Origin of the sequence: Pseudomonas sp. ICMP22404, from assembly GCF_006227205.1 — a bacterium.
GTDB lineage: Bacteria > Pseudomonadota > Gammaproteobacteria > Pseudomonadales > Pseudomonadaceae > Aquipseudomonas.
In genome coordinates, this window is sequence record NZ_VCNG01000003.1 from 48,301 (window position 1) to 72,565 (window position 24,265).

The window sequence follows — 24,265 nt, forward strand, 5'->3', positions numbered from 1 at the left end:
TTAATTCCTCCTTGCCTTCCTTAAAAAGAAGACGGAAATGCAAAGCGCAAAAAAACCAACGCCACCGAGAACCCAAACACTACCTCTCTTACCTTTAGCCAACCTCTGTTCGGACATCGCTCTACTGATGATCTCTTTACCATCCACCTCCAGAACTACTAATTTTCGCTGCTCCAACGCAGGCAAAAATTTTTGTTCATACCAGAAAACACGGGCATGCTTACCTAATAAATCCGAGCTTTTCTGCTTCGTTATGCACGTTGGATACCCCCCTAAATTTGAAGCACAGGTAAACCGATAAACATTCTCACCGTCGATGATTTTCGTGATGGCTTTACCCTTGAATCTTTCCTCCGAAAGAACACCTGAGGACTCGCTTAATCTATCCGGAATGTATGATATGGACTGATGCCACAGAACAATAATCACAAATCCCAGATAACCAACGAAACTAAAAATCGCAAAATTTCTGTAGGCAACCCTAGATCGATCGGAAATGTTAGCGCCCATTATTTTTCACCAAAATAGTAATTTGTTTACCAACTCAATCAAGGTTAATCATCGCTCCCTGAGCCCCTCCGACAGATGTTGCTCTAGAGGGCTCAACAAATACTCGATAACTTTCCTATGATCCGTCCTTACCTCGGCGGACACAGACATTCCCGGCATCAACTGTATTTCTTGCCCTTTCACCAAAACTTTGGCTTTCGGCAGCCGAATCCTGACGCTATATAAAAGCCCACGTCTTTCATCTTCTATCGCGTCATCGGAAACACTGATAACTTCGCCCTCTAACACGCCATACTTGGTGAACGTAAATGTTTCGACTTTTACCGTAACCAACTGTCCGGCATGTACAAAACCGATATCTTTGTTCTCCAGCATGGCTTCAACCTCAACAACCTGATCTTTGGGCACGATCACCATCAACGCTTGAGCGGCCGTCACTACTCCACCGACCGTGTGAATAGCCAATTGCTGAACAGTGCCATCCACCGGTGCCGTTAAGTGCATCAGGTGATCACGTTGTTCAGCCTTTCTAACTTCCTGAGTCAGTGATGCAATCTTTTGCTCGGATTGCTGCTGAAGATCGAGCATCTCGCGGCGGGTCTGGGCAAGAATTCCCTCTCGACGACGCTGCGCTTCTTTTTTTGTTGCTTGCAACTCGATGACCCGCACTTGCTGCACGGCCATTTCTCGTTCAAGGTCTAATAGTGCCTGTTGTTTTTCTAAGTAGGCATGACGAGGTACATATTGTTTTTCCAACAGCAGCTTATAGTCATCGGCCAAGCGTCGACTGATGGGTAAGGTTTTGAGCAGTGATGCGACAGTGGCCGTTGCCGACAGAATTTCTGCAGATCGCTGATCAATCTCCGCATCTACTTGATCCAAAGCACTGCGCATTTCAAGGTATTGGCCTTGTAACCACCGTTCTGCGGCCAATTGCTGTAACGGGTCTGCATTCTTAATTTTGCCCGTCAAAGGACCGGGCTCTTTGCGGGATTCAATTACCTCCAGCATTGCACCGGCCCTGGCGCTATCTACCTCAGCAGCCAACAAGTCGTTGCTCAAGCGTTTCACATCTGCCCCTGTTGCACTGGCATCCAGGTCGACAAGGACGTCCCCAGCTTTGACTTGTTCACCGTCGTGAACATGGATCGCCTTGACCACAGCTACTTCGCTGGGCTGAATAGTTTTGCTTCTCCCGCTGGCGACTACCTTGCCAGTCGCCGTGGCAACCACATCAATTTCTCCTAGGCAAGCCCATAGCAACGCTAAGCCAGCAAAGAGCATGATTGCGAACAGTGTGTAGCGCGGCGCCGGATGCACCGGTTGCTCTTGCAAAGCCAGGGCAGCCGGCAGAAATTGCACTTCATGGGGGAGCCGGTGGGGAGTGTCCAACAACCTGCGCTGCCCCCACGAATGCCGCCAGGCATGATGGTAGCGGCGCAATAACTCGCGTGTTGCCGAAGATTGGCCCATGGCAGTTCAACCTTGCTGCAAGCGATGCAAACGTGAGTAATGACCGGCTTGAAGCGCCAGCAGTTCGGAGTGGGTACCTTGCTCCACGATCTGACCACGGTCCATGACCGCAATGCGATGAGCATCGCGCACAGCGGAAAGCCGATGGGCGATGATGATCACCGTGCGACCTTTACAAATGTCCTTCATGTTCTGCTGGATAACTCGCTCGGATTCGTAATCAAGGGCACTAGTGGCCTCATCGAAAATTAAAATCCTTGGGTTACCGATAAGTGCTCGAGCAATCGCAACCCGTTGTCGCTGACCGCCAGACAACGAAGCTCCGTGCTCACCCACCACCGTGTCATAGCCCTCCGGCAACTCCAGGATGAAATCATGGGCTCCGGCCATCTTGGCTGCATGTATGACTGCCTCCAGCGGTGCGCCAGGATCTGTGAGGGCGATGTTTTCACGGATGCTGCGGTTGAACAGCATATTGTCTTGTAGCACTACTCCGATTTGACGACGCAGGGATGAAACATCTGCCAAAGCCAAGTCCATGCCATCGACTAGAACACGTCCTCGCTGCGGTACATAAAGTCGCTGCAACAAACGCGTCAGTGTGCTTTTCCCGGAGCCGGAGCGTCCTACTACCCCCAATACCTCGCCAGCCTGAATAACGAGACTGACTCCACGCAGGACTTCTGACCCTTCTGGCCGATAACGAAACTGAACTTGATCAAATTCCACGTGACCTTTAAGCGCTGGCAAAGCACTGCGGGTGGCCTGGGACAGCTCAGTGCGACTATTTAGAATGTCGCCTAAACGCTGTACTGAAACACCTGTCTGCTGAAAGTTGGTCCACAGTTGAGCTAAGCGAATAATCGGTTGCGAAACGCGTCCCGCTAACATGTTGAAAGCAATCAGTTGCCCGACCGAAAGCTGGCCGTCGATAACTAATCGCGCGCCTAACCAAAGCGTAGCCACCGTCACCAGCTTGCCGATCAACGAAACACCTTCATTCGCGATGTTCGACAGGGTTTGCGTTCTGAACCCTGCAGATACGTAGGCGGCGAGCTGGTTATCCCACTTGCGGGTGATCTGTGGCTCGACCGACATCGACTTGAGCGTATCTATGCCATTGATCGTCTCTACCAGAAATGCTTGGTTTTCCGCTCCCCGGGCAAAACTCTCTCTCAACCGAGAGCGAAGTAAAGGTGTAATAAATATGGAAACCAGTACATACATAGGCAACGAGACTACAACAACCAGCGTCAGCCAACCGCTGTAGAAAAACATCACGGTGATAAAAACCACCGAGAACAAGATATCTAACACCAAGGTGATAGCATTACCTGTCAGAAAACTTCGGATGTGCTCCAACTCTCTGACTCTAGCCACCGAGTCGCCCACTCTTCTGGCCTGGAAATACGCCAAAGGCAGTGTCACCAAATGGCGGAACAAACGGGACCCTAATTCCACATCGATACGGCTGGCTGTATGTGCAAAAACGTAGGTCCTCAAGCCACTCAGAAGAGTTTCAAATAACATGATCCCTAGTAGTCCAACGGCAATGACATCCAAGGTGGTCAGCCCGTGGTGTACCAGCACCTTGTCCATTACCACTTGAAAGAAGAGTGGTGTCAGTAGCGAGAAAATTTGTAGAACAAAGGAGACAAGTAGCACTTCACTGAGTAATTTTCGGTATTTTATAATGGACGGGATAAACCAGGTGAAATCGAATCTGGCTAATTCGGCGGCTTGAGTGGCCTGTGAGCTCAATAAGATGAGTTCTCCCTGCCACATACCCAATAACTGGTCTGTACTTAAAACCTCGGGACGCAACGACTCTGGATTGTGTATCAGGATTTTGTCTTGATCAAACCGAGCAATGATGAAGAAGCGTCCGTCGGTTGCGCAAGCGATGGCAGGTAAAGGAGTATGTGCCAAGCGCTCAATTGTTGTCTTGACGACTTTGGTTTTTAACGCCAGCTCGCGTGAAGCCAGCAATATTTCCGTTTTACCAAACGCCTGTCCTTGGGAAAGGTACTGGTGACTAAGCTCCTCCGCAGAGGCAGCTATATTATGAAAACGAGCGAGCATCACTAGACAAGTCAGTCCGGTGTCGACTGCCTCGGGCGGCAGTCCGGCGGCTGTATCGACGCCTTCATCAAAAATCGCATCCATAGGTATACGACTCGCTTCTGCCTCTGACGAAGAGGCACTAAAGCGAGCGTAGACTAGGAATTTACGACGAACTAAAAATACTTAGATCAAAATGCTATCACACCATTTACTGTTAAGTACTAGTTGAGGGCCACCCTCCTTGCGCTTCCTAAAAGAGAAAATATTTATTGACGTCAATTTTGCGATCTGCACACACGAAGGAGTTCTTGACGCCAAAGAAACTCCGTAAGCTTTTCGCAAGGAAAATGGAGTCCAGCGATTGCAACGACTCGCTAGGTTTCTTAGGAAAGATATCTGGCAAAACTCTTAAGCGTCCCTTGATCGAACCGCTCGCAATTATAATTTGCGATAAGCTGTTTCATGGCCGCTCGAGCCATCTCACACTTTCAATGCTTCTATAAATCTCATATAGAATCGACTGATAAATGATGCCCCTCGATTACCATATCGAATACAAAAGAAACACCACTATCAATCGGATCAAGCGAGCCAACATATAGACCATCGATCCCGGCTTGGCTCTGCTCGATAAGTGCAGTGAGGCTGTCGCTTGCCGGATGGACATCAACCTGCATCAGAATGCGTTAAGGAGTCGAGAGCCAATTAGGCTACCGTCGTGGCAAAATCCAACGGCGGTCATTGGAGTCCTGCGACAGCTGAGCTAGAGTCTCGAAATCCATCAGCCCGGCGGTCCACCCTTAGCCGTCACAAGGAATAAGCCATGCAGATCCGGTACTTGAAGATTGCGAACTTCCGCAAGCTCCTGTCCGTTCGAATCGATCCGGCAAGCACCACCACCTTCTTGTCGGCGCTAACAACAGCCTCACAACACGGCTAGCCTAGGTCAAAGGATTGGGCCCAATCAATGCGTCAGGATATCCCTCTGATACAACCACTCGATGAATCGGCGACCTCCGAGGCAAACCGCCGACAAGCCCTTGCCGCCGGAAGCCTGGCGCATGCCGCACACGATGGTTTGACCGACGTAATCTATGTACTGCTGCCCATATGGCAGACCTACTTTGGCCTCAGCTATGCCCAAGTAGGTCTGCTGCGTGGCGTTTATGCGGGAATGATGGCCGGCTTCCAACTGCTGGCCAGTCGCGGCGCGCGCAGGTGGGGCCGTGAAACGCTGCTGATCCGAGGCACAGCCTTGGCCGGCATTGCCTATTTGCTTGCCGCACAGGCCACCGATATAGGCCTGTTGCTGTTGGCGTTGATGATCGGCGGGCTGGGCGCCAGTACGCAGCATCCGCTCGCATCGGCCCTGGTATCGGATGCCTATGATGGAAGCGGCCGGGTCAAGCAGGCACTGGCTCAGTACAATTTTGCTGGAGATGTCGGCAAGGCCGTCATTCCGGGCGCGACCGGGTTGGCATTGGCGTACATCTCCTGGCAGACCAGCGCCACGCTGCTTGGAATGATCGGCATCGCCGCCGCGATCGGCCTCTGGTTGCTGGTTCCCAAAACTCGGGAAAGCGTAACGGACAAAAAGAAAATCACAATCTCCGACAAGACCGGCACCACGTCGGGCCTCGTGGCACTGATCGCTACCGGAACTCTCGACAGCGGCGTGCGCATGGGTTTCCTGACTTTCCTGCCGTTCCTACTGCAAAGCAAGGGAGCCAGCACTGGGCATATCGGCCTGGCGCTTTCACTGCTGTTCTTCGGCGGCGCCTTTGGCAAGCTGTTCTGTGGCTACCTCGGCGCCCGGCTTGGCCCCGTGCGCACGGTGATCTGCACCGAGGTGCTGACGGCATTACTCATCCTGCTGGCGCTGGTGCTGCCCTTCGGTGCCTTCATGCTGGTGATGCCGCTGATCGGAGTTGCACTGAACGGAACCTCATCGGTGTTGGGCGGGCTGGTGCCGGATTTCGCCGCCCGTGACCGACGTGATCGGATATTCGCCTGGTTCTATACCGGTACCGTAGGTGGCGGCGCTTTGGCCCCGGTGCTGATTGGTGCCATCTCGGACAAAACAGGGGTGACCGACGGACTGATGGTGCTGGCCGGACTGCTATTGCTGACTCTCCCCCTCTGTCTAGTCATTTACAAGAGCAAGAGCGGAATGACACGCTATTGAGCATCGCGCCCAACCGAACTGCGTGATCATTTTTCCGCTGCATGTTTCGAGGAGATCTTCGTAATCGGGCAACAGTAAATAGCTATTTGACGAGTTCAATGTTGCATCGGGTGAAGTTATCTACATTCTGGGACATTGCGCAATTAGATCAGAACTTGGCTGCTCAAATAACGCGCCTGCCCGGGCCGACAGTCAAAGGTAATACCGCGCTCAGCCCAGCACCGGGATCACTCGTGAGGGCTTGACCGATTTGAACGAAAAACTTGAATAAATCTCTTTGACCGCCGGCAAGGTTTGCAGCACCTCTCGCGCAAACTCGCCGAAAGACTCCAGGTCTTTGGCCACCACTTCCAGTAGAAAATCGTAGCGTCCGGAAACGTTGTGACAGGCGACGATCTCCGGGATTTCCAATAGGCGCTGTTCGAAGGATCGAGCCATTTCCTGACTGTGGGACTCCATCATCACGCTAACAAATGCGGTGACGCCGTAGCCGAGTGCCTTGGGCGAAAGAATCGCCTGGTAGCCGGTAATCACTGCGTTCTCTTCAAGAATTTTCACCCGTCGCCAACACGGCGAAGTGGTCAGCGCCACATGTTCGGCCAGTTCGGCGATGGTCAGCCGGGCGTTGCTTTGCAGGGCCGCGAGTAAGGCCTTGTCGGTACGATCCAGTTCGCCGGGCATGTCTTGCCTCCAAATTGTGTTTTCCGGGGCCTTTATTCCAATTTATGGGTTATTTCTGGGTCAATTTGGAATTTTTCTTGTTGGAATTGAGCATAGCATTGTAGGAAATACAGGAGCGTCCAACATGAACAATAAAAACAATGAACTGGGCTTTTCCACCCGCGCCATCCATCACGGCTATAAGCCGCTGGACAACAACGGCGCACTGATCCCGCCGATCTACCTGACCTCCACGTTCGCCTTCCCTACCGCCGAGTACGGCGCCGGTTGTTTCGCCGGCGAAGAATCCGGGCATTTTTACACGCGGATCTCCAACCCCACATTGGCTCTGTTGGAGTCACGCATGGCGGCTTTGGAAAACGGCGAGGCGGCGGTGGCCTTCAGCTCCGGCATGGGAGCCATTGCCGCGACCTTTTGGACCCTGCTGCGCCCCGGTGACGAGATCATTCTCAACCGTACGTTGTACGGTTGCACCTTCGCCCTGCTGCACCACGGTATCGGCGAGTTTGGCGTCAAGGTGCGCCATGTTGACATGTCCAACCTGGCCGAACTGCGCGATGCCATCAGTCCTTCGACGCGCATGATCTATTTCGAATCCCCGGCCAATCCGAACATGCAGTTGGTCGACATCTGCGCGGTGGCTAAGATTGCCCACCATCATCGGAATGTCACCTTGGTGGTCGATAACACCTACTGCACTCCATACCTGCAACGCCCCTTGGAAATGGGTGCGGATGTAGTGGTGCATTCGGCCACCAAGTACCTCAGTGGCCATGGCGATATCACGGCCGGCATCGTGGTTACCAGTCATCCACTGGCGGACCGCATTCGCCTGCAAGGCCTCAAGGACCTGACCGGTGCGGTAATGTCGCCTCAGGACGCTTTTCTGCTGATGCGCGGGCTCAAAACCCTGTCACTGCGCATGGAACGCCATTGTAGCAACGCCCAGGTGATCGCCGAGTATTTACATGCGCACCCGGCCGTCGAATGGGTCACTTACCCCGGCCTGCCCTCCTTTGCTCAGTACAACCTGGCGTCGAGGCAAATGAAGTTGCCCGGGGGCATGATCGCCTTCGAACTCAAGGGCGGCCTGACCACCGGCCGGCGTTTCATGAACGCACTGGAGTTGTTCGCCCGCGCGGTCAGCCTGGGAGACGCCGAGTCCCTGGCCCAGCATCCAGCCAGCATGACCCATTCCACCTACACGCCTGAAGAGCGTGCGCACCACGGGATTTCCGAGGGGTTGGTGCGTTTGTCGGTGGGCCTTGAAGACATCGCGGACCTGCTGGCCGACATCAGCCAAGCGCTGGATGCCTGTGCTCAAGGAGGTTGAACATGTCCACCGCTTATCCCCTTGTGGATTGTCGCGCCGTTGAGCATGTCGCCCAACCGAACTGCGTGATCATTTTTCCGCCGCATAGTTGACCAAGGCACCGCACCCTGTGCACTATCGAGCAGTTCCTCTTCGCAACGGATCAACCATGATTCTCACCACTGACCACATGCTGTCTGCCAAGGGCCTCTGCGCCCAGGCATGCGCATGCGTGTCCGTTGCCAAGAAATCCAAGAAACAGCCGCTCATTTGACCGGGGCGCTGTCCCGTCAGATGAGCTGACAGGACAGATAGCGCCAGGCCTCCTCCCCGCTTGATTCCCATCCCCTCCTCTGACGTCGACTAATCGGTCTGCCTGAGGAGTAATGCATGTCTAATTTTCGCGGTATCTGGATTGCACTGGTGACGCCCTTTCATTCGGGACACGTCGACTTCGACGCGCTCGAAGGTTTGGTGAAAACACTGCTTTCTGAAGGCGTGAGGGGGCTGGTCGTATGCGGCACCACTGGCGAAGCCGCAGCGATGAACAAGGATGAACAGCTCGAGGTACTGGATGCCGTTCTGCAGATCGCTCGACCGGACCAGGTGATCATGGGGCTGTCGGCCAACAACCTGCAGGAAGCCCTGGCATTCCAGCAAAAGATCCAGAGCCGTGACATCGCCGGCATTCTGATTCCAGCGCCCTACTACATCCGGCCTTCGCAGCAAGGCATCGAGTCATTTTTCCAAACAGTCGCCGATGCCTCATCTGTCCCGGTAGTCCTTTACGACATTCCCTACCGAACAGGCGTGAGGATCGAACGAGAGACGCTGAGAAGGATCGTGCGTCACCCAAAAATCGCAGCGATCAAGGACTGCGGTGGTGACGTCGAAACCACTATGGCCCTGATCAAGGACGGCAATGCAGAGATTCTGACTGGCGAGGATATCCAGATTTTCACAAACCTCGCCCTGGGTGGAGCCGGCGCCATTTCAGCCTCGGCACACATCTGTCCAAGTCTGTATGTCCAGATGATGCAGGAGATGGATAGAGGCGATGTCATGTGCGCCCGGGCTACATTTTACCGCCTGCTGCCTTGGATAAAGATGGCGTTCGCTGAGCCTAACCCGGCTGTCATCAAAGCAGCTCTGAGCATCCATGGCCTGATCAGCAACGAGCTTCGTGAGCCCATGCAGACTTGCTCATCGACGACGATGGAGCGACTCAGGTCTGTGCTTTCAGGTTTGACCTGTCAAAGCGCATAGCTCGGGCGGCGATCTCATGGGTGTGGTGCTACGCCCAAGAACCACCACACCCTCGAAGTTTCTGCCGCATAAGTGACAGCCGGCGTAATCAGGCAAGGCGGGGTCGCCGTTCCTTTACCTTGGACCACACAGAACACGATATCGTTATGCCTTCACTGGGCGTGCAACACCTGGCTCTGCCCTTCGATCAGAAACCCGATCCAGGTGATTAGGAATAATGGAATATGCAAAGCTGGAAGATCAGGACCCATCTCCTATTGCTCACTAGCGCGTTACTGATTGGTTTGTTATGCGTCGGCGGACTCGGACTCTTTGGAATGCAATCCGCTGTACTCAGTCTGGAGACCGTCTATCTCGACCGAGTCGTACCCCTGAGGGACTTGAAGAGAATTGCCGACCTGTACGCTGTGGACATCGTCGACGCCACCCACAAGACGCGCAACGGCACCTTTACCAAAGCCGAATCGCTGACCCGTATAGAGCAAGCCCTGCGGGAAATCGATCGAACATGGCAAGCCTATAAATCGACGCAACTGATCCCGGCAGAAACCCATCTGATCGCGCAAATCGAGCCGCTGATGGAAACCTCCCGCGGGCCACTGCAAAACTTGCAGGGTATGTTGCGTCAGAACGACAATGCCGGTATCGCACGCTTTGCGACGGATCAGTTGTATCCACTGATTGACCCCTTATCAGCCAAATTCTCCGAGCTGATCGAAGTGCAACTGGTCGAAGCCAAAAGCCAGTTCGATCAGCAGCAGATCGCCTACACCTTTTACCTCAAACTCAGCCTGTTGATTCTGGTCCTGGCGCTGGCCACCGGTGCGGCCTACGGGTTGTACTTTTCCAGGCTGTTGAGCCGCCAACTCGGTGCCGAGCCCACAGAACTCGCCGCTATCAGCTCGAACATCGCCCAAGGAAAACTGGCCGGTACACAGCTGGATCTGCGACAGCCGTCGACCGGGGTTCTGCACTCCGTTCAGGCCATGCGCCATAGCCTGCGCGAAATGATCGGCAAGATCGGCCACGCCTCCGAGCAGATCGAGGGCACTACCCTGCAATTATCGGCATCTTCCGAACAGGGAATGAGCAGCGCCGCCCTGCAAAGCGAGACAGCCTCGTCCATGGCCGCCACGGTAGAGCAACTTTCGGTGAGCATCACCCATATTGCCGACAACGCAAAACAGGCCCAGAACACCACGCAGAAAGCAGGACAAATCACCGATGACGGCATGGCGGTGATGCACGAGTCCATCCAGGAAATGGGACACATTGCCAATCTGGTGGCGCAAAGTTCATCCGATATCGATCAGTTGGCTATTCAGTCGAACGACATCAGTCTGATTGTCGGTGTGATCCGGGGCATCGCTGAACAAACCAATCTTCTTGCGTTGAATGCCGCCATCGAAGCGGCCCGAGCCGGCGAACAAGGCCGCGGTTTTGCGGTGGTAGCAGATGAAGTTCGCGGCCTGGCCGCCCGCACCGCTCAATCCACCACGGAAATCGTCACGTTGGTCAACACGATTCAGAATGGCATGAGCAAAGCCAAAGAGAGCATGGCCGCAGGCTCCGAGCGTGTGACCCATGGCCAGAAACTGGTCGAAAGTGCAGGCGAATCCATGAGCAGGATCAAGAGCGCGCTGGACGAATCTCTTGCCGCCGTCAGTTTCATTTCGTTGTCGTTGCAGGAACAGCGCGCCGCCAGTGAGCAGGTCGCGTGCAACGTAGAAAAAATGGCACAAAGTGTCGAAGAGAACGCCGCCGCCCAGGGAGGGATCGTGCGAACGACCCAGGAACTCAAGGCGATGTCCAATGGACTGGAAGTGATTCTGCGGCGGTTCAGCGTCTAATCGCAGCGACCGTGGGTGGGTAAGAGGCGAGTTCTCCATGCCAAAGCTGTTTGTACCTATTTGTCTCTCAGCACCACCTCGCGCTTGAAGATCTCCAACGTCTTCGGCCCGATGCCGTTAAAGCTGAGCACCCATCGTTCAAACTCCGCAGCCTCCATTGAACCGCCCTGCAAAGCGTTCATCCGAGACTTCAGTCCGGTATCCAGGCCCACACCAAGCTCGTGCAGTCGCCGCGCGGTGGATTCATCGTATCGTGCGTAGCCCGCTTGCCCGAGGAGCCTGACAAGATCCCGATGTGGGCACCGGGCGAGCTTTGCTGGCGTATCCAGTCCATATCGATCAACCAGGTTCCGGTACGCCTCAACGGCGACAGAGGAACGGATCCTTTTACCGATCAAAAAACTGGCGAGCAGCCACCGATACACTCCGTGGCCGCCCGGGGCGTCGATCTCGATTCCCAGGTCGGCAGCGGAAATGGGGGTCACCCCTTGGTTCGCCTGGGGTCAGCGGAACGCGGATAGGTGCGTTCTTCCTCGATGGAGCCGTCGGCTTTGTGAATCTTCACCGAGGCGGTCTTGCCATCAAAGAAATCTGCCAGAGAGTTCATCAACTCCTGCTTTGTGGCAGCTTTTTTGGAAGCCCGTTCTGCGCCGGCTTTTTTAAGCTCCCAACCATCCGCAGAAGGGCTCAGGTGATAATTGTCCATTGTCTTGCTCCTCACATTTAAATGGATTCTGCTTCGTCCTGAATATCTTCCTCCGCCTCGGCTGCATCAGTGGCGTCGGCGTCGTTCAAGGGCGGTGAAGTGGGCTTTTCCGGGTCGTTTATGTAGGGCACGCCGCTAGGGCCGCGCTCTTCGAGTCCTTCAGTCTCAGGCTGCATGCTGGTTCTCCTTCTTCTTTCCGATAGTGATTGGAGGACAGGCGTTGCGAGGCGTTCAATGCCATACGAGTTTGCGCTGGCTTTAGCCCGATTCGCTCCCACTGTGAGTAGGCGGCGCCTTTGGAACCGCCAAGCGGTCTGTTTGGCCGCGCCATAGAATTCGGGCGTTAGATCATCTTTTCGGTGCCAAACAGCACGCATATCCGGGTGAAATAATGACTAGCGAGGAATTTTCCCAACGCGTCATTTGGCAACTCTCGCCCTTGAGTTTACCCCTGTCAGCTTACGTAGAATTGCTACACCGATGCGGTGGGCAAGCGCGTCGACAAGGTGGTCCGTAATAAAACCTACAACAGTATCCAGCTCAACTATCCGGTCCTTTTCACTCAGTTCCGCGCTCAGAGGAAAACATCAAGTGCGCTGCCAGGTTTTTGTACATATAACAGGCATGACGACATGATGAATACCCTATCATCACCGGCATGGTAATTATTGGCTGCCTATTAATTTATCTCCACTGATATATCAGACTTTTCCCACCAAAACCGTAAGCCCATCAGCTCCGCCTTGCGACGAGAGTTAAATGTTAATTTCACAGGAACCTTGTGTTCAAGCTGGGAGCCAAACAATATCGCCTCTGAAATCAAGGCATTTATCAATCGAGTATCTTGCATGTCATAAAAATTTATTCTAACGGCAGTGTCATCGTCTCCGAATATAAGCTCCTTCTTAAAGCATTCCTGAGAATTAGCACATGCCCCCTCCTTGATCAAAACGGAAATCAAAATCCCGCCCAGAATGCGCCCTTGCTCCTGATACTTCTCTCCCGCCGCATTACTCTGACCAACGCATAATGAAATCGCCACAACGCACCCTGTAGCGAGAGTCCTGATGACACCTTCCATTTCCTGCTCCTTGACACTTGAAATTAATGGAAAGCAACGATTACTACTCTCACAAGCTTTCCATCACGTACTGCTGCAGTGGACTCGGAAAATAACCAGTCACGTGACGCCTATCGACTTTCACCGGCAGCCTAATAGACACAATCGTCAACAACGGCTGCGCACGTGTCCACTCCATCCAGGTATGTACATTCAACTGCTGTACCGTGCCATCTACCGGAGCCTCCAGTGTCGTCGGCCGATCCTGATGTTCGGCTTTTGTAAGGTTCTGCTTCAAAGACTCCACCTTCTGGTCCGTCCGCTGTAACGAATCCAGCATAGACCGTGGGGTCTGCGCCACACCGCCAGCCCTCAAGCGTTCTTATGTCCATGACAGGATCTGATTTTCAGATTGTCAGATCCGGCTACCCAATTTACTGAGCCATCTCCACTCAGAATTAACAACGTTTAACTCACCAGCCAGAGCCCCGCGGCCAATAATCAGGCCCTCGTCACCGAACTGGCTACAGCATGCATACCGCAAACCAAGCACTGAACACCCAGAGCCTTTGCAGCAATAAAGCTCGCGCGCAACCATGGCCACGATCCAAGCTCTGGTTATCCATGTTGCTAATCGGCACCTGCGGCACAGCCCTGGCTGCCGAGCCATCGGCGCAAGGCTTTATGGACGGCTCGACCCTAGATGTGCTGAGCCGAAATTTCTTCCTGCAGAATGACTACCGATCCCCCTCCCCGGCGAACAAAAACTATAAGCAGGAGTGGGCCCAAGGTTTCATCGCCTCATTTGCCTCCGGCTTTACCCCTGGCACCGTCGGGTTTGGTGTCGACGCCCATGGTTTTCTCGGTGTGAAGCTGGATGGCGGCAAGGGGCATTCCGGAACGGGTTTGCTGCCGCTGGATTCGGATGGCCGCAGTGAGAGCGACTTCTCCAGTGCCGGTGGCGCGTTGAAACTGCGCGCGTCTCGGACCACCTTGGCCTACGGTGAGATGACCGTGGAAACCCCGGTGTTCGACACCGCCGACAAACGCTTACAACCGGAATACGCCACGGGGTTTCTGCTCGACAGCCGGGAGTTCGACGACGTGCATTTGCAGGCCGGGCGCTTCACCGCGTTCAAGAATCAGGATGCCTCGACCCACAGAGGGGACTTCACCGGTTATGGAGTGAGCACCGAAACCGGTGACATCAGTTTCCTCGGTGCCCAATTGTTCGAGGACCAGCCGTTGGGCGGTGCTCTGTACGCGTCCGAGCTGAGCGACACCTGGCGTCAGTACTACGCCAACCTGCATCTGAAGCAATCCGGGTTCTTTCTGGACGGCAACCTTTACCACACCCAGGATTACGCTGACGCCGAGGCCGGCGCGATTGATAACACCGCCTATAGCCTGTCTGGCAAATACACCGTCGGCGCCCAGGGCTTCACCCTGGCTTATCAGAAGATCCATGGCGACACGCCCTTCGACTTTGTGGGCGGCGACTCGATCTACCTCGCCAACTCCATCAAATACGCCGACTTCAACGGTGCAGGCGAACGTTCGTGGCAGGCGCGCTACGACCTGGATCTGGGAGCCTTCGGCGTCCCGGGATTGAAATTCATGACCCGCTACGTCACCGGCCGCGGCATCGATGGCACCCATGCTCCCCAAGGTGGGGCGTACAACCCATTTGACCCGGATGCCGGCCAGTTCGTCCCGCAACAAGGGGATGGAGGACGCCATTGGGAACGGGATATCGATCTGCACTACACCGTGCAATCGGGACCGGCCAAGGATTTGTCCGTGCAGGTGTCCCAGGTGGCCCATCGGGCCAATAGCGCCCAGGGTGGGGATGACATCGACCGGGTTTATATCGTGATCGAGTACCCCCTCAAGCTGGGACGCTTTTAACCGGTTCGCCTCTCGGTGACGTTGAATGTCGGCCGGTGTTCTCTGGTGTCGGCGGCATGCAGCTTCATGATCGGAACCAGGGAGCCAAACGGCTCAACCCTGTCCATCAGCATCCGGGAGAGACGCTGATGAGCGAATTTCCAAGCTGACGAGCCTTCATCACGGTTCTGCGGATTTCCTGCGATCTGATCCATGCTTCATCTCCTAGGTCGTTTCGAAGGCTTGGCGTGCCCGGCGAGTTGTTTCTTCTCTACCCCTGAGGAGGCATCGCTCCCCTCCTCCGGGCCTGACTCACCGCTCTCAACCCGCCGAAGTTGCTCATTCTCTTTCTGAAGCGACGCGATCAGCGCCGTGGTTTCCTGCTCACGCAGATCGGCTACAGCGGCGGCCTTGTGGAGCGCCTTTACCTCTTCACGCAGAGCCGAGATCTGTTCCATGAGGTGTTCAGTCAGCCCAGCGGTCTTGGCCTCGCCCTGGCGTAGTGCCTCAATTTGAGCATTGAGCGACTGAACCAAAGCTTCCTGCGTGTGCAAGGCTTTGGTTTGTTGCCGGGCTTCACCAAGCAGGCGTTCATTGTCGCGATTCAGACGGGTCAGATCGTCCTGTTTTACGGCGATAGTCTCTCGCAGTTTGCGTTGCTCAACCTGCATCTCATGCAGTTGAGACTCGTGCCTGCGTTGATCCTGATTACGCTGTTCCTTCGCCGCCCCTCGATAATGTTCGAGCGCCCCACGGGCTTGGACGTGCTTTTCCTCCAGCGATTGGAGGTGCTTGTCCTTTTCAGCAACCAAGGATTCCAGGTCGGTACAGCGCTGGCTGAGTCGTGCGTTACGCGTCAACTCAGCCTGGAGCGAGGACTGGGTGGTTGCGAGCTCAGCGCTCTGCGTCTCTATCGCCGCCTGTTGGGTAGCCAGTTGACGTTGAGCGGTGGCCAGTTCCGATCTGAGTTCGCTGATCTGGTTTTCCAGCGCAGTCCGCTGCTGTTCAAAAGCTGCAGTGGCCTGGGAGATGACTTCCTGGCCCTCCTCCATCAGCTGATCCAGCAGCGTCTGCACCATGCCATTGAGCGTTTCACCCATGCGCTCACGTGAGGTCACGGGCTCTGAATTGGAGGGTTCAAGCTCTTTCAGGTAACGAGAAATCGTCGTCTTGGACCCCGTATTTCCAAGCTCTACGCGCACTGCGTCGATGCTGGGGTTGGCCCCTCTGGCCAGCAGCGCCTGACGTGCCTTCTGCACTACAGCTTTGTTGATCCCGCCTCGAGCCATAGGGCCTCCTACGATTTCGTACTGTGTTACATGTCATGTAAATACATATTGAATTAAGCGAACCTTACACCCTTTGATCTTGATTTTCTACAAGCCCATAATAGAGCTTTATGGCTTCTTGAACCGTCGCTGCGTCCGGAACACCTCCCCGCGGCGTATGCAGGCAAAAACGCTCCGATTTTGAAGGCGGCAGACGATGGAAAAGGCAGATCGGTACCTGAGCGCCGGCACCCGGGAGAACACGCGAAAAAGCTACCGGGCGGCGATCGAGCACTTTGAGGTCACGTGGGGCGGATACCTGCCCACGACCGGCACAGGTGTGGTTCGGTACCTCGCGGAGTACGCCGACAAGCTCTCCATCAACACGCTGAAGCAGCGTCTGGCGGCCCTGGCCCAGTGGCACATCACCCAGGGCTTCCCTGACCCGACCAAGACGCCTGATGTCCGCCAAATGATCAAAGGCATCAGGGTCGTGCACCCTGCACAGGTCAGACAGGCCGCCCCGCTGCTGCTGAAGCACCTGGAGCAAGCAGTCGCCTGGCTTGAAGGGCAAGCAACTGCCGCGCTTGAACGCGGAGACTACAAGTCGCTGGTGCGTCACCGTCGTTCGGTGGCGATTATCTTGATTGGGTTCTGGCGTGGTTTTCGGGGCGATGAGTTGACCAGGCTGACGGTAGAGAACACGAAAGCCATAAGCGGTGAAGGGATTACCTTTTTCCTGCCCTACACCAAGGGCGACCGTCAGCATGAAGGAGCGACCTTCCAGACGCCGGCGCTCGTCATGCTCTGTCCCGTTGAGGCCTATATCAACTGGATAACAGTGGCCGGAATCGCAAGTGGCCCGGTGTTCCAGCGAATTGATCGTTGGGGCAACCTGTCAGGCAAAGCCATGCAACCGCATAGCTTGATTCCCGTGTTGCGCCGCATTTTCAAAGAGGCAGGATTGCCAGCGGAGTTGTACAGCAGTCACTCGATGCGGCGCGGATTTGCGACCTGGGCGTCTGCGAACGGTTGGGACATCAAGGGATTGATGGGATATGTCGGCTGGAAGGACATGAAGTCCGCGTTGCGCTATGTGGATGCCAGCGTGTCCTTCGGCGGAATTGCTTTGCGCGCCGCCCAACAAGCGCCCGTCCTGGAGAACAAAAGGATTTCCGGTCTTCACCCGGATCACTGACCTACCCGGCAGGCTTCAAGCACTCGTTTAGACCGTGAAAAAAACGCGTCAAAGCGTTCTCCGCCCAAGACGCTATTGCTTCTTGAATAAAAGCAGGACTAGAGCGATTGCGGCAAGCAATGCTCCCATGAGGAACGTGCTGCCTGATCCAATGCTTTGCCATAGCCAGCCCGCAAGAACGCTGGCGATCAGCATGCATACACCGCTGACCAGATTGAAAATGCCGAAGGCCGTACCCTTGAGTTCTCCTGGGGCTTTATCGGCCACCAGAGAGGCGAGAATGCCTTGGCTGAATCCCATATGAACCCCCCATAACACGACGCCCAGCAGCATCGTGATGACAGAACTGGACTGAGCAAGAACCAGATCCGCCAAGACAAGTAGTCCCATACCCACACAGAGCAGTTTCGTGCGACTGATACGATCGGATAGCCAACCGGCAGGGTAAGCGGACAACGCATAGAAAAGCGCCATGACTACCATCACCAGCGGAACCCAGGTCACTGACAAGCCCAACTGTTGCGCCCGCAATACCAGAAACGCTTCGCTGAACCGGGCAAGCGTAAACACCCCGCCCACGACAACCACCCACCAATACCCAGCGGAGAAGTCGTGAAGGACGCGCCAATGTATTGGAGATCGAAATCTGTGTTCCCGGGAGGCGTGAACGGGTTCTTTTACTCCGGTGACAATGAGCGCCACCGCTATAGCTGCCGGAATGACTGCAACCCACAGTACAAGCTGTATATCCGCGAGCCACAGCATCAACAAGATGGCCAGAGCGGGGCCAAGAACGGCCCCTACGGTATCCATCGATTGGCGTAACCCAAAGCAGGCTCCACGGATCTCTGGTGGCGAGACATCTGCCACGAGGGCATCTCGCGGCGCACCACGAATACCTTTTCCGATTCGATCCAGAAAGCGTGCAGTGAAGACCACTTCAACTGAGTGCGCCAAAGGAAAAAGCGGCTTGGTCAGGGCCGCCAAACCATACCCAAGCAACAGAAGTCCTTTGCGCCTGCCAATGAAATCGCTGATGGCGCCAGAGAATATCTTGACGAGCATGGCGGTCGACTCGGCGATCCCCTCGATTATCCCGACAGTCAATGCGCTCGCACCCAGTGTGGTGACCAAAAACACGGGCACCAAGCTGTGTACAAGCTCGGACGATAGATCCATGAACAGGCTGACAAAACCCAAAGCCCAGATCGTGCGCGGAATACGAAGACGCTCAACGTTGATGTGTGGACTTTCGCTACTCATCTTGTCTTTCCGCACTCATCAGTGAAAGCAACTTAACAGTGCTTACATTATTCGTCTTGAGACAAAATCAATGAAGCTGCCGTTGTCTCTGTAGTTCTCGCTTGAGCCAGGCACCTGCCGGTTGCGCGCCTTCCGGGCACCGCACCTCATAGTCGCGGCCACTCATACTGCTTTGCGTGGCAGCAAGATCGATGAAGTCTTCTGCACTGTTCACCTTGTTCTTGTCCTCCAGGTAATTCAGCTTTTTCTCCAGATGCGCGCGCGCCTGGGGACCTGGGAACTCTCCTCCGTTACGCACAAATCGGCATTCACTGTGCTCGACAAAGTCCAGCAAGCCTTTTATCTCCTGAGTGGCTTGAGGCGGGGTTTGAGCCTGGGCATTGCTTACGATTGCGACAAGGCAAATACCCGTTGCCATCATCCACATCCGCATGATTCTTCCTCGTATGGGCACTGTTGCGATTCGCTCTTCGACGGCTGAGGGCAAGAAGCCCTTTTTGGGTAGAAATAGAGCCGGCGCCAGGGTGTAGGCGCGATGGCTCCCCTGAGCATACACTGCGCAAACCGTGCTGGGCTTGTCATTTCTGATTCGGCTGCCAGTCGTCCGGCACCACGGCAATCACATCGATCTCCATCAGCCATTGAGGCTGGCCCAGGCCGGAGATCACCAGCCCCGTCGAAATCGGGAAGACCCCTTTGAGCCACTTGCCGATCTCCTGGTAGACCGGCTCGCGATAACGCGGGTCGATGATGTAGGTGGTGGTCTTGACGATATGTGACAGGTCCGAGCCGGCCTCTTCGAGCAGTTGCTTGACGTTCTTCATCGCCTGCTCGGCCTGGGCACGTGGGTCACCGAGGCCAACCAGATTGCCTTCAAAATCGGTGCCGATCTGGCCGCGAACGTAAATCGTGTTGCCCGCGCGAACGGCCTGGCATAGATCGTTATCCAGCGACTGGTTCGGGTAGGTCTCTTTGGTGTTGAACATGCGGATGCGGGTGTGGGTCGGTTGTGTCATGCGAGGTCTCTCCAAACAACAAAATGGGCGCGGGGTATCAGACACCGACGGGGCGATCCAGAATCGGCGCAATCATCGAAGCGGACTGCTCGGCCTCGCGCTGTGCCGCATCGCGATACTCCAGGTAGGTCCGTTGGGTCGCGATGTGGTCGGCCACGTATTTGGCGTCATGCCAGACACCCCAGATGAATGACGACCCCCGGCGCGATTGCCACGGCAATCCCAGGAAATAGATGCCCGATTCGCTGCACACGCCGCGCTGGTGAACAGGCTTGCCCTTGGCGTCGAATGCGTCGACTTTCATCCAGCTGTAATCGGTGGCATAGCCGGTGGCCCAGATGATCGTGGTAATGCCCGCCTTGAACAAATCCAGCTCAAGAATCGGGTTGCGCACGCATTCAGGGTCAGGGAACACACGACGGGCTTCGGGTTCGGGCGGCAGTTGAAGGCCGTTGCGCTCGATGTACGCATCGGCCGCATCGAGCACCGCCAAATAGTTTTCGTCGCCACGCGCGAGGTTGTCGGCCAGGTCGGGCTGAAACGTCACGACGCCGTTGTCGAACGAACGGGTGACACCGACGAGTTTCATGCCACGCTCGGCCAGCTCGCGAAAGTCCACGGTGCGCCCTCCATGGGCGCCGCTGACGGCGATCGTGACATGCTCACGGCCCGGCTTCATCGTCGCCTGGTCCCATTCGCCCAACACGCCCAACCACCAACAGAAATCCCGATTGCGGTAAGCACGTGGAGGACGGTCGTGCTGGCCCACCGAGAGGTAGACCTCGCGACCGGCGCGCTGCAGTTCATCCGCGATCTGGGTACCGGAGGACCCGGCGCCCACCACCAGAATGGCGCCGTCAGGAAGCTGCTGGGGATTGCGGTATTGGGCAGAGTGAATCTGCGTCAGCCGAGCGTCTTTCGGGGCAATGGCCGGGATCACGGGACGCTGGAAAGGCCCTGTCGCAACGACCACGCGATTGGCCTGGATCACCCCCTCGGAGGTCTGGACCGTGAAGCCCGGGCGACCGACATTGCGCTCGACCTTGCGTACCTCGACGCCGGTGCGAATCGGCGCCTTGAATTTGCGCGCATAGGCTTCGAAGTAATCGGCGACCCGCTCTTTCGGGGCGAAACTGTCCGGGCTCAGGTCGTCGAACTCAAGCCCTGGAAAACGATCGTGCCAGGCCGGCCCGTTGGCCACCAATGAGTCCCAGCGGCCTGTGCGCCACGCCTCGGCAATCCGGCTGCGCTCGAGGACCAGGTGAGCAATGCCCAGTTTGCTCAGATGCTCGCTCATGGCGATGCCAGCCTGACCTGCGCCAACCACGAGCGTATCGATTTCGTTGTTTCCAGCTGTCATACCTGTGTCCTTCACGAAGGCGGGTGTGGACGCATTCTGTGCAGGAACAGGCGATAGCGAAATTATGATTTTTGTCGTCGCAGAGCAGGAAAAAACTAGGGGCTGCCCGAGGCGTCGTCAGGCAGGCTTTGCCTCAGTCAGCATCCCATGGCACATCAACCCCAGCACACTGCGCATGTGCGCTGCATGGGCTTCGCGATCGGGCACCGCTGCGGTTGCCAGCTGGATGAACGCCAGGTTGGCGTACTGGTTGAACAAAGTGGCCGCCACGTCGACGTCGACCGACTCACGCACCTTGCCCAGCTTCTGGAAATGCACGAGCAACGCCTTGGCCTCCTCGACCACGGCAGCATTCCATGGCTCGAAGGCCTGGGCCAACTCCCCCGTGAACAGAAACGGTGCCAGTTCACGCCACAGCGACGTCGGCATGGCGCGCAACTGATAGCGCGTCATCAAGCCTTCGAGTTCGCAGAGAGCATCGAGTGGGTCGGCGTTTTCGTTCAGATTCGCCCTCGCCTCCCCCATGGCCTGTTCATCGGGCGCCTTCAACAGGGCCAGCAGGATCTCTTGCTTGCCGCCGAAATAATTGACCACCGTAGGCGAGGACACTCCTGCCTGATTGGCAATCTGCTCCAACGTGGTGGCGCCGAAGCCGTTGGCTTTGAATAACGCCAGCGCGGCCTCGACGATGTTCTGCCGGCGCTGCTCTTTTTGTCGCTCTCTGAGTCCTGTCATGGTGCCCCAGGCGTGGTTTTTTCGATGACTTGCAGGTTACGGATAATAATTTCGATCAACAAATATTTTCTTTACAAAAATATTTTTAAGTGCCAAAACTTGATGCGCGCCCTGCCCTCATCCACGCCCATTCCCTTGAATGCAAATTGCGGCGCCATCATCCTGGAGAAGTGCAATGTCCATCGAACTCGATCCCGTCCGTACTACCCGTGATTACCAGGCGTCCGACGCAGCCCATCACATTCATGCCTTCGTCGATCAGAAAGCGTTGAATGAAGAAGGACCGCGAGTGATGGTCAGGGGGGATCGGCTGTCGTTGTGGGACAACGACGGCAAGCGCTACCTGGACGGCATGTCAGGGCTGTGGTGCACCAACCTGGGCTATGGGCGCAAGGATCTGGTCGCCGCTGCCAGCGCTCAGCTCGCTCAACTGCCCTACTACAACATGTTCTTCCACACGACCCACCCAGCGGTGATCGAACTGTCCGAGCTGCTGTTCAGCCTGCTGCCCTCGCACTACAGCCATGCGATCTATACCAACTCCGGCTCCGAGGCCAACGAGGTATTGATCCGCACCGTGCGCAAGTTCTGGCAAGTGATGGGCAAGCCCGAGAAGAAAGTCATGATCGGTCGCTGGAACGGTTACCACGGCTCGACGCTGGCGGCGACGGCGCTGGGTGGCATGAAGTTCATGCACGAAATGGGCGGTACGATTCCCGATGTCGCACACATCGACGAACCCTACTGGTTCGCCCATGAAGGCAATCTGAGCCCCGAAGAGTTTGGCCTGCGCGCGGCGCGTCAATTGGAAGACAAGATTCTCGAACTGGGCGCGGACAAGGTGGCCGCTTTTGTCGCCGAACCTTTCCAGGGCGCGGGTGGGATGATCATTCCGCCGCAGACCTACTGGGCGGAAATCCAGCGCATCTGCCGCCAATACGATGTACTGCTGTGCGCCGACGAAGTGATCGGCGGGTTCGGCCGCACCGGCGAATGGTTCGCTCACCAGGCGTTGGGCTTCGAGCCGGACACACTGTCCATCGCCAAGGGCCTGACCTCGGGTTACATCCCCATGGGCGGGCTGATCCTGTCGCGACGCATGGCCGAAGCGCTGGTGGAAAAAGGTGGCGTCTTCGCCCATGGACTGACGTACTCCGGGCACCCGGTAGCCGCCGCAGTGGCGATCGCCAACCTCAAGGCCTTGCGCGACGAGGGCGTGGTCACCCAAGTGAAAACCGACACCGGACCTTACTTGCAGAAATGCCTGCGCGAGGTGTTCGGCGATCACCCGTTGGTGGGGGAAGTCCAGGGCGTGGGACTGGTGGCGGCATTGCAGTTCGCCGAAGACAAGGCCACCCGCAAACGCTTCGCCAACGAGAACGACATCGCCTGGCGCTGCCGCACCCTCGGGTTCGAGGAAGGCCTCATCATTCGTTCGACATTAGGCCGCATGATCATGGCCCCGGCATTGGTCGCCACCCGCGCGGAACTGGACGAACTGGTCGACAAGACCCGCATCGCGGTGGATCGCACGGCGCGAGAATACGGACGACTGTAAGGAAACGCCGTAACTTCAAACGCCGATTGAGAAGTTTTTACGTAGGCAGGCTCTACAAAAAACCTCGTTTCGCCAACTGCAGCGCGTCGACACAATGCGCTCATGCACCGTCCTCGCCCGGGTAGCGTCACACACGCGGTCCGGGCGACGGATGGAAGGTCTGGACGAAACAGGATGAACACACCATGACGTTTTCCATCGTCGGTCGTTGCGCCGAAACAGGGCAGTTGGGTATCGCGATCAGCTCTTCCAGCATTGCCGTGGGCGCCCGTTGTCCGTGGCTGCGCCCCGGTGTGGGCGCGGTTGCCACGCAAAACATCACCCTCCCCGCCCTCGGCCCTCAGGTGCTCGACCAGTTGGAACGCGGACTGTCTGTGGCCCAGGCGCTGGACAAGGCGCTGACCAGCAACGGCTACAGCCAGTTTCGCCAGCTGACCGCCATCGATCACCTCGGCCAGACCGCCCACTTCAGCGGCAGCGAAACCCTCGGCACGCACCATGCACTCACCGGTGAGCAATGCGTCGGTGCGGGCAACATGCTAGCGGATCGCGCGGTTATCGAGACGTTGGTACACACTTTTGAAAACAGCGGCGGTCAGTTGGCAGATCGACTGATTGCCGCGATGCAGGCAGCCGTGGCGGCCGGAGGTGAAGCCGGCCCGGTGCACTCGGCGGCGCTGGTGGTGGTGGGCGAACTGACCTGGCCGATCGTCGATCTGCGTGTGGATTGGGCTGACGAAGACCCGATCGGCAAGCTGGCGCAGCTATGGGCCGACTACAGCCCGCAGATGCAGGATTACATCACTCGTGCGCTCGACCCGACCAAGGCCCCCCGCTACGGCGTGCCTGGTGATGAATAAAGCACCATTGAGC

Annotated in this window: 25 protein-coding genes; 8 read left to right on the top strand and 17 right to left on the bottom strand. The window is 56.1% G+C overall.

Annotated elements, in window-relative coordinates; translation table 11 throughout:
- The 4 genes from FGE05_RS06325 to FGE05_RS29780 form a co-directional block, all read right to left on the bottom strand.
- Complete coding sequence (locus tag FGE05_RS06325) at positions 1 to 510, bottom strand: hypothetical protein (protein ID WP_139642639.1); 510 nt, start codon at positions 508 to 510, stop codon at positions 1 to 3.
- A 48-nt stretch (positions 511 to 558) separates the two neighbouring features.
- Positions 559 to 1,983, bottom strand: a complete 1,425-nt coding sequence (locus FGE05_RS06330) for an HlyD family type I secretion periplasmic adaptor subunit (RefSeq protein WP_139642641.1) — start codon at positions 1,981 to 1,983, stop codon at positions 559 to 561.
- Positions 1,984 to 1,989: 6 nt separating this feature from the next.
- Positions 1,990 to 4,149: a type I secretion system permease/ATPase gene (locus tag FGE05_RS06335; protein ID WP_139642643.1), complete on the bottom strand. Its 2,160-nt coding sequence runs from the start codon at positions 4,147 to 4,149 to the stop codon at positions 1,990 to 1,992.
- A gap of 404 nt (positions 4,150 to 4,553) precedes the next feature.
- A complete protein-coding gene (locus tag FGE05_RS29780; RefSeq protein ID WP_175386844.1) occupies positions 4,554 to 4,724 on the bottom strand; it encodes a hypothetical protein in 171 nt (56 codons plus the stop codon).
- Between the two features lie 290 nt (positions 4,725 to 5,014).
- On the opposite strand from FGE05_RS29780, the gene FGE05_RS06340 reads away from it, so the two are divergent.
- Positions 5,015 to 6,232: an MFS transporter gene (locus FGE05_RS06340; protein WP_139642646.1), complete on the top strand. Its 1,218-nt coding sequence runs from the start codon at positions 5,015 to 5,017 to the stop codon at positions 6,230 to 6,232.
- A gap of 210 nt (positions 6,233 to 6,442) precedes the next feature.
- On the opposite strand, the gene FGE05_RS06345 is transcribed toward FGE05_RS06340, so the two are convergent.
- Entirely contained in the window at positions 6,443 to 6,913 is a 471-nt protein-coding gene (locus FGE05_RS06345) for an Lrp/AsnC family transcriptional regulator (protein WP_047703123.1), read from the bottom strand.
- Between the two features lie 124 nt (positions 6,914 to 7,037).
- On the opposite strand from FGE05_RS06345, the gene FGE05_RS06350 reads away from it, so the two are divergent.
- The 3 genes from FGE05_RS06350 to FGE05_RS06365 all read left to right on the top strand — a co-directional run bounded on the left by FGE05_RS06350 (position 7,038) and on the right by FGE05_RS06365 (position 11,341).
- Positions 7,038 to 8,246 carry a methionine gamma-lyase gene (locus FGE05_RS06350; RefSeq protein ID WP_139642648.1) on the top strand — a complete coding sequence of 403 codons (1,209 nt, stop codon included), beginning with the start codon at positions 7,038 to 7,040 and terminating at the stop codon, positions 8,244 to 8,246.
- A gap of 369 nt (positions 8,247 to 8,615) precedes the next feature.
- A complete protein-coding gene (gene dapA, locus FGE05_RS06360) occupies positions 8,616 to 9,491 on the top strand; it encodes a 4-hydroxy-tetrahydrodipicolinate synthase (RefSeq protein ID WP_139642653.1) in 876 nt (291 codons plus the stop codon).
- A 224-nt stretch (positions 9,492 to 9,715) separates the two neighbouring features.
- Complete coding sequence (locus FGE05_RS06365; protein WP_139642656.1) at positions 9,716 to 11,341, top strand: methyl-accepting chemotaxis protein; 1,626 nt, start codon at positions 9,716 to 9,718, stop codon at positions 11,339 to 11,341.
- Positions 11,342 to 11,397: 56 nt separating this feature from the next.
- Here FGE05_RS06365 and FGE05_RS06370 read toward each other — a convergent pair whose 3' ends face one another.
- The 5 genes from FGE05_RS06370 to FGE05_RS29790 all read right to left on the bottom strand — a co-directional run bounded on the left by FGE05_RS06370 (position 11,398) and on the right by FGE05_RS29790 (position 13,405).
- A complete protein-coding gene (locus FGE05_RS06370; RefSeq protein WP_139642659.1) occupies positions 11,398 to 11,826 on the bottom strand; it encodes a DNA methylase in 429 nt (142 codons plus the stop codon).
- On the bottom strand, positions 11,823 to 12,047 hold the full coding sequence (locus FGE05_RS06375) for a DUF2188 domain-containing protein (protein WP_024777212.1): 225 nt from the start codon (positions 12,045 to 12,047) through the stop codon (positions 11,823 to 11,825). Before FGE05_RS06375 ends, FGE05_RS06370 begins: the two co-directional genes overlap by 4 nt.
- Before the next feature lie 17 nt (positions 12,048 to 12,064).
- The gene (locus tag FGE05_RS29785; protein ID WP_175386843.1) at positions 12,065 to 12,223 is read right to left on the bottom strand and encodes a hypothetical protein; all 159 of its coding nucleotides are present in this window, start codon (positions 12,221 to 12,223) and stop codon (positions 12,065 to 12,067) included.
- A gap of 503 nt (positions 12,224 to 12,726) precedes the next feature.
- Complete coding sequence (locus FGE05_RS06380; protein ID WP_139642661.1) at positions 12,727 to 13,128, bottom strand: hypothetical protein; 402 nt, start codon at positions 13,126 to 13,128, stop codon at positions 12,727 to 12,729.
- Between the two features lie 49 nt (positions 13,129 to 13,177).
- Positions 13,178 to 13,405, bottom strand: a complete 228-nt coding sequence (locus FGE05_RS29790; protein ID WP_176562981.1) for a hypothetical protein — start codon at positions 13,403 to 13,405, stop codon at positions 13,178 to 13,180.
- Positions 13,406 to 13,731: 326 nt separating this feature from the next.
- Between FGE05_RS29790 and FGE05_RS06385 the strand changes: the two genes are divergently transcribed.
- Positions 13,732 to 15,015 carry an OprD family porin gene (locus FGE05_RS06385; protein ID WP_139642665.1) on the top strand — a complete coding sequence of 428 codons (1,284 nt, stop codon included), beginning with the start codon at positions 13,732 to 13,734 and terminating at the stop codon, positions 15,013 to 15,015.
- Here the strand turns inward: FGE05_RS06385 and FGE05_RS06390 are convergent.
- Positions 15,012 to 15,209: a hypothetical protein gene (locus tag FGE05_RS06390; RefSeq protein WP_139642666.1), complete on the bottom strand. Its 198-nt coding sequence runs from the start codon at positions 15,207 to 15,209 to the stop codon at positions 15,012 to 15,014. The genes FGE05_RS06385 and FGE05_RS06390 overlap by 4 nt on opposite strands.
- A 3-nt stretch (positions 15,210 to 15,212) precedes the next feature.
- Positions 15,213 to 16,283, bottom strand: coding sequence for a DNA-binding protein (locus FGE05_RS06395; RefSeq protein WP_139642671.1), 1,071 nt, complete (start codon positions 16,281 to 16,283; stop codon positions 15,213 to 15,215).
- A 196-nt stretch (positions 16,284 to 16,479) separates the two neighbouring features.
- Here FGE05_RS06395 and FGE05_RS06400 point away from each other — a divergent pair, with 196 nt between their 5' ends.
- The gene (locus tag FGE05_RS06400; protein ID WP_139642674.1) at positions 16,480 to 17,460 is read left to right on the top strand and encodes a tyrosine-type recombinase/integrase; all 981 of its coding nucleotides are present in this window, start codon (positions 16,480 to 16,482) and stop codon (positions 17,458 to 17,460) included.
- Positions 17,461 to 17,532: 72 nt separating this feature from the next.
- Here the strand turns inward: FGE05_RS06400 and FGE05_RS06405 are convergent, their stop codons facing one another.
- From FGE05_RS06405 to FGE05_RS06425, 5 genes are all read right to left on the bottom strand, one after another.
- Positions 17,533 to 18,723 carry an MFS transporter gene (locus FGE05_RS06405; protein ID WP_139642677.1) on the bottom strand — a complete coding sequence of 397 codons (1,191 nt, stop codon included), beginning with the start codon at positions 18,721 to 18,723 and terminating at the stop codon, positions 17,533 to 17,535.
- A 67-nt stretch (positions 18,724 to 18,790) separates the two neighbouring features.
- On the bottom strand, positions 18,791 to 19,156 hold the full coding sequence (locus FGE05_RS06410; RefSeq protein ID WP_139642679.1) for a DUF5329 domain-containing protein: 366 nt from the start codon (positions 19,154 to 19,156) through the stop codon (positions 18,791 to 18,793).
- Between the two features lie 145 nt (positions 19,157 to 19,301).
- Entirely contained in the window at positions 19,302 to 19,739 is a 438-nt protein-coding gene (locus tag FGE05_RS06415) for a RidA family protein (RefSeq protein WP_139642683.1), read from the bottom strand.
- A gap of 37 nt (positions 19,740 to 19,776) precedes the next feature.
- Positions 19,777 to 21,099, bottom strand: a complete 1,323-nt coding sequence (locus tag FGE05_RS06420) for an NAD(P)/FAD-dependent oxidoreductase (protein WP_139642686.1) — start codon at positions 21,097 to 21,099, stop codon at positions 19,777 to 19,779.
- A gap of 117 nt (positions 21,100 to 21,216) precedes the next feature.
- Positions 21,217 to 21,834 carry a TetR/AcrR family transcriptional regulator gene (locus FGE05_RS06425; protein WP_139642689.1) on the bottom strand — a complete coding sequence of 206 codons (618 nt, stop codon included), beginning with the start codon at positions 21,832 to 21,834 and terminating at the stop codon, positions 21,217 to 21,219.
- A 175-nt stretch (positions 21,835 to 22,009) separates the two neighbouring features.
- Here FGE05_RS06425 and FGE05_RS06430 point away from each other — a divergent pair, with 175 nt between their 5' ends.
- Both FGE05_RS06430 and FGE05_RS06435 read left to right on the top strand, forming a co-directional pair.
- Positions 22,010 to 23,392 carry an aspartate aminotransferase family protein gene (locus FGE05_RS06430; protein ID WP_139642691.1) on the top strand — a complete coding sequence of 461 codons (1,383 nt, stop codon included), beginning with the start codon at positions 22,010 to 22,012 and terminating at the stop codon, positions 23,390 to 23,392.
- A 185-nt stretch (positions 23,393 to 23,577) separates the two neighbouring features.
- Positions 23,578 to 24,252: a DUF1028 domain-containing protein gene (locus FGE05_RS06435; RefSeq protein WP_139642694.1), complete on the top strand. Its 675-nt coding sequence runs from the start codon at positions 23,578 to 23,580 to the stop codon at positions 24,250 to 24,252.
- The last annotated feature ends 13 nt before the right edge of the window (positions 24,253 to 24,265 follow it).

Bases quoted from the DNA above. Each gene is read 5' to 3' on its own strand.
- FGE05_RS06325 (WP_139642639.1), bottom strand. From the start codon at position 510: ATGGGCGCTAACATTTCCGATCGATCTAGGGTTGCCTACAGAAATTTT.
- FGE05_RS06330 (WP_139642641.1), bottom strand. From the start codon at position 1,983: ATGGGCCAATCTTCGGCAACACGCGAGTTATTGCGCCGCTACCATCAT.
- FGE05_RS06335 (WP_139642643.1), bottom strand. From the start codon at position 4,149: ATGGATGCGATTTTTGATGAAGGCGTCGATACAGCCGCCGGACTGCCG.
- FGE05_RS29780 (WP_175386844.1), bottom strand. From the start codon at position 4,724: ATGCAGGTTGATGTCCATCCGGCAAGCGACAGCCTCACTGCACTTATC.
- FGE05_RS06340 (WP_139642646.1), top strand. From the start codon at position 5,015: ATGCGTCAGGATATCCCTCTGATACAACCACTCGATGAATCGGCGACC.
- FGE05_RS06345 (WP_047703123.1), bottom strand. From the start codon at position 6,913: ATGCCCGGCGAACTGGATCGTACCGACAAGGCCTTACTCGCGGCCCTG.
- FGE05_RS06350 (WP_139642648.1), top strand. From the start codon at position 7,038: ATGAACAATAAAAACAATGAACTGGGCTTTTCCACCCGCGCCATCCAT.
- dapA (WP_139642653.1), top strand. From the start codon at position 8,616: ATGTCTAATTTTCGCGGTATCTGGATTGCACTGGTGACGCCCTTTCAT.
- FGE05_RS06365 (WP_139642656.1), top strand. From the start codon at position 9,716: ATGCAAAGCTGGAAGATCAGGACCCATCTCCTATTGCTCACTAGCGCG.
- FGE05_RS06375 (WP_024777212.1), bottom strand. From the start codon at position 12,047: ATGGACAATTATCACCTGAGCCCTTCTGCGGATGGTTGGGAGCTTAAA.
- FGE05_RS29785 (WP_175386843.1), bottom strand. From the start codon at position 12,223: ATGCAGCCTGAGACTGAAGGACTCGAAGAGCGCGGCCCTAGCGGCGTG.
- FGE05_RS06380 (WP_139642661.1), bottom strand. From the start codon at position 13,128: ATGGAAGGTGTCATCAGGACTCTCGCTACAGGGTGCGTTGTGGCGATT.
- FGE05_RS06385 (WP_139642665.1), top strand. From the start codon at position 13,732: ATGTTGCTAATCGGCACCTGCGGCACAGCCCTGGCTGCCGAGCCATCG.
- FGE05_RS06390 (WP_139642666.1), bottom strand. From the start codon at position 15,209: ATGGATCAGATCGCAGGAAATCCGCAGAACCGTGATGAAGGCTCGTCA.
- FGE05_RS06395 (WP_139642671.1), bottom strand. From the start codon at position 16,283: ATGGCTCGAGGCGGGATCAACAAAGCTGTAGTGCAGAAGGCACGTCAG.
- FGE05_RS06400 (WP_139642674.1), top strand. From the start codon at position 16,480: ATGGAAAAGGCAGATCGGTACCTGAGCGCCGGCACCCGGGAGAACACG.
- FGE05_RS06405 (WP_139642677.1), bottom strand. From the start codon at position 18,723: ATGAGTAGCGAAAGTCCACACATCAACGTTGAGCGTCTTCGTATTCCG.
- FGE05_RS06410 (WP_139642679.1), bottom strand. From the start codon at position 19,156: ATGCGGATGTGGATGATGGCAACGGGTATTTGCCTTGTCGCAATCGTA.
- FGE05_RS06415 (WP_139642683.1), bottom strand. From the start codon at position 19,739: ATGACACAACCGACCCACACCCGCATCCGCATGTTCAACACCAAAGAG.
- FGE05_RS06420 (WP_139642686.1), bottom strand. From the start codon at position 21,099: ATGACAGCTGGAAACAACGAAATCGATACGCTCGTGGTTGGCGCAGGT.
- FGE05_RS06425 (WP_139642689.1), bottom strand. From the start codon at position 21,834: ATGACAGGACTCAGAGAGCGACAAAAAGAGCAGCGCCGGCAGAACATC.
- FGE05_RS06430 (WP_139642691.1), top strand. From the start codon at position 22,010: ATGTCCATCGAACTCGATCCCGTCCGTACTACCCGTGATTACCAGGCG.
- FGE05_RS06435 (WP_139642694.1), top strand. From the start codon at position 23,578: ATGACGTTTTCCATCGTCGGTCGTTGCGCCGAAACAGGGCAGTTGGGT.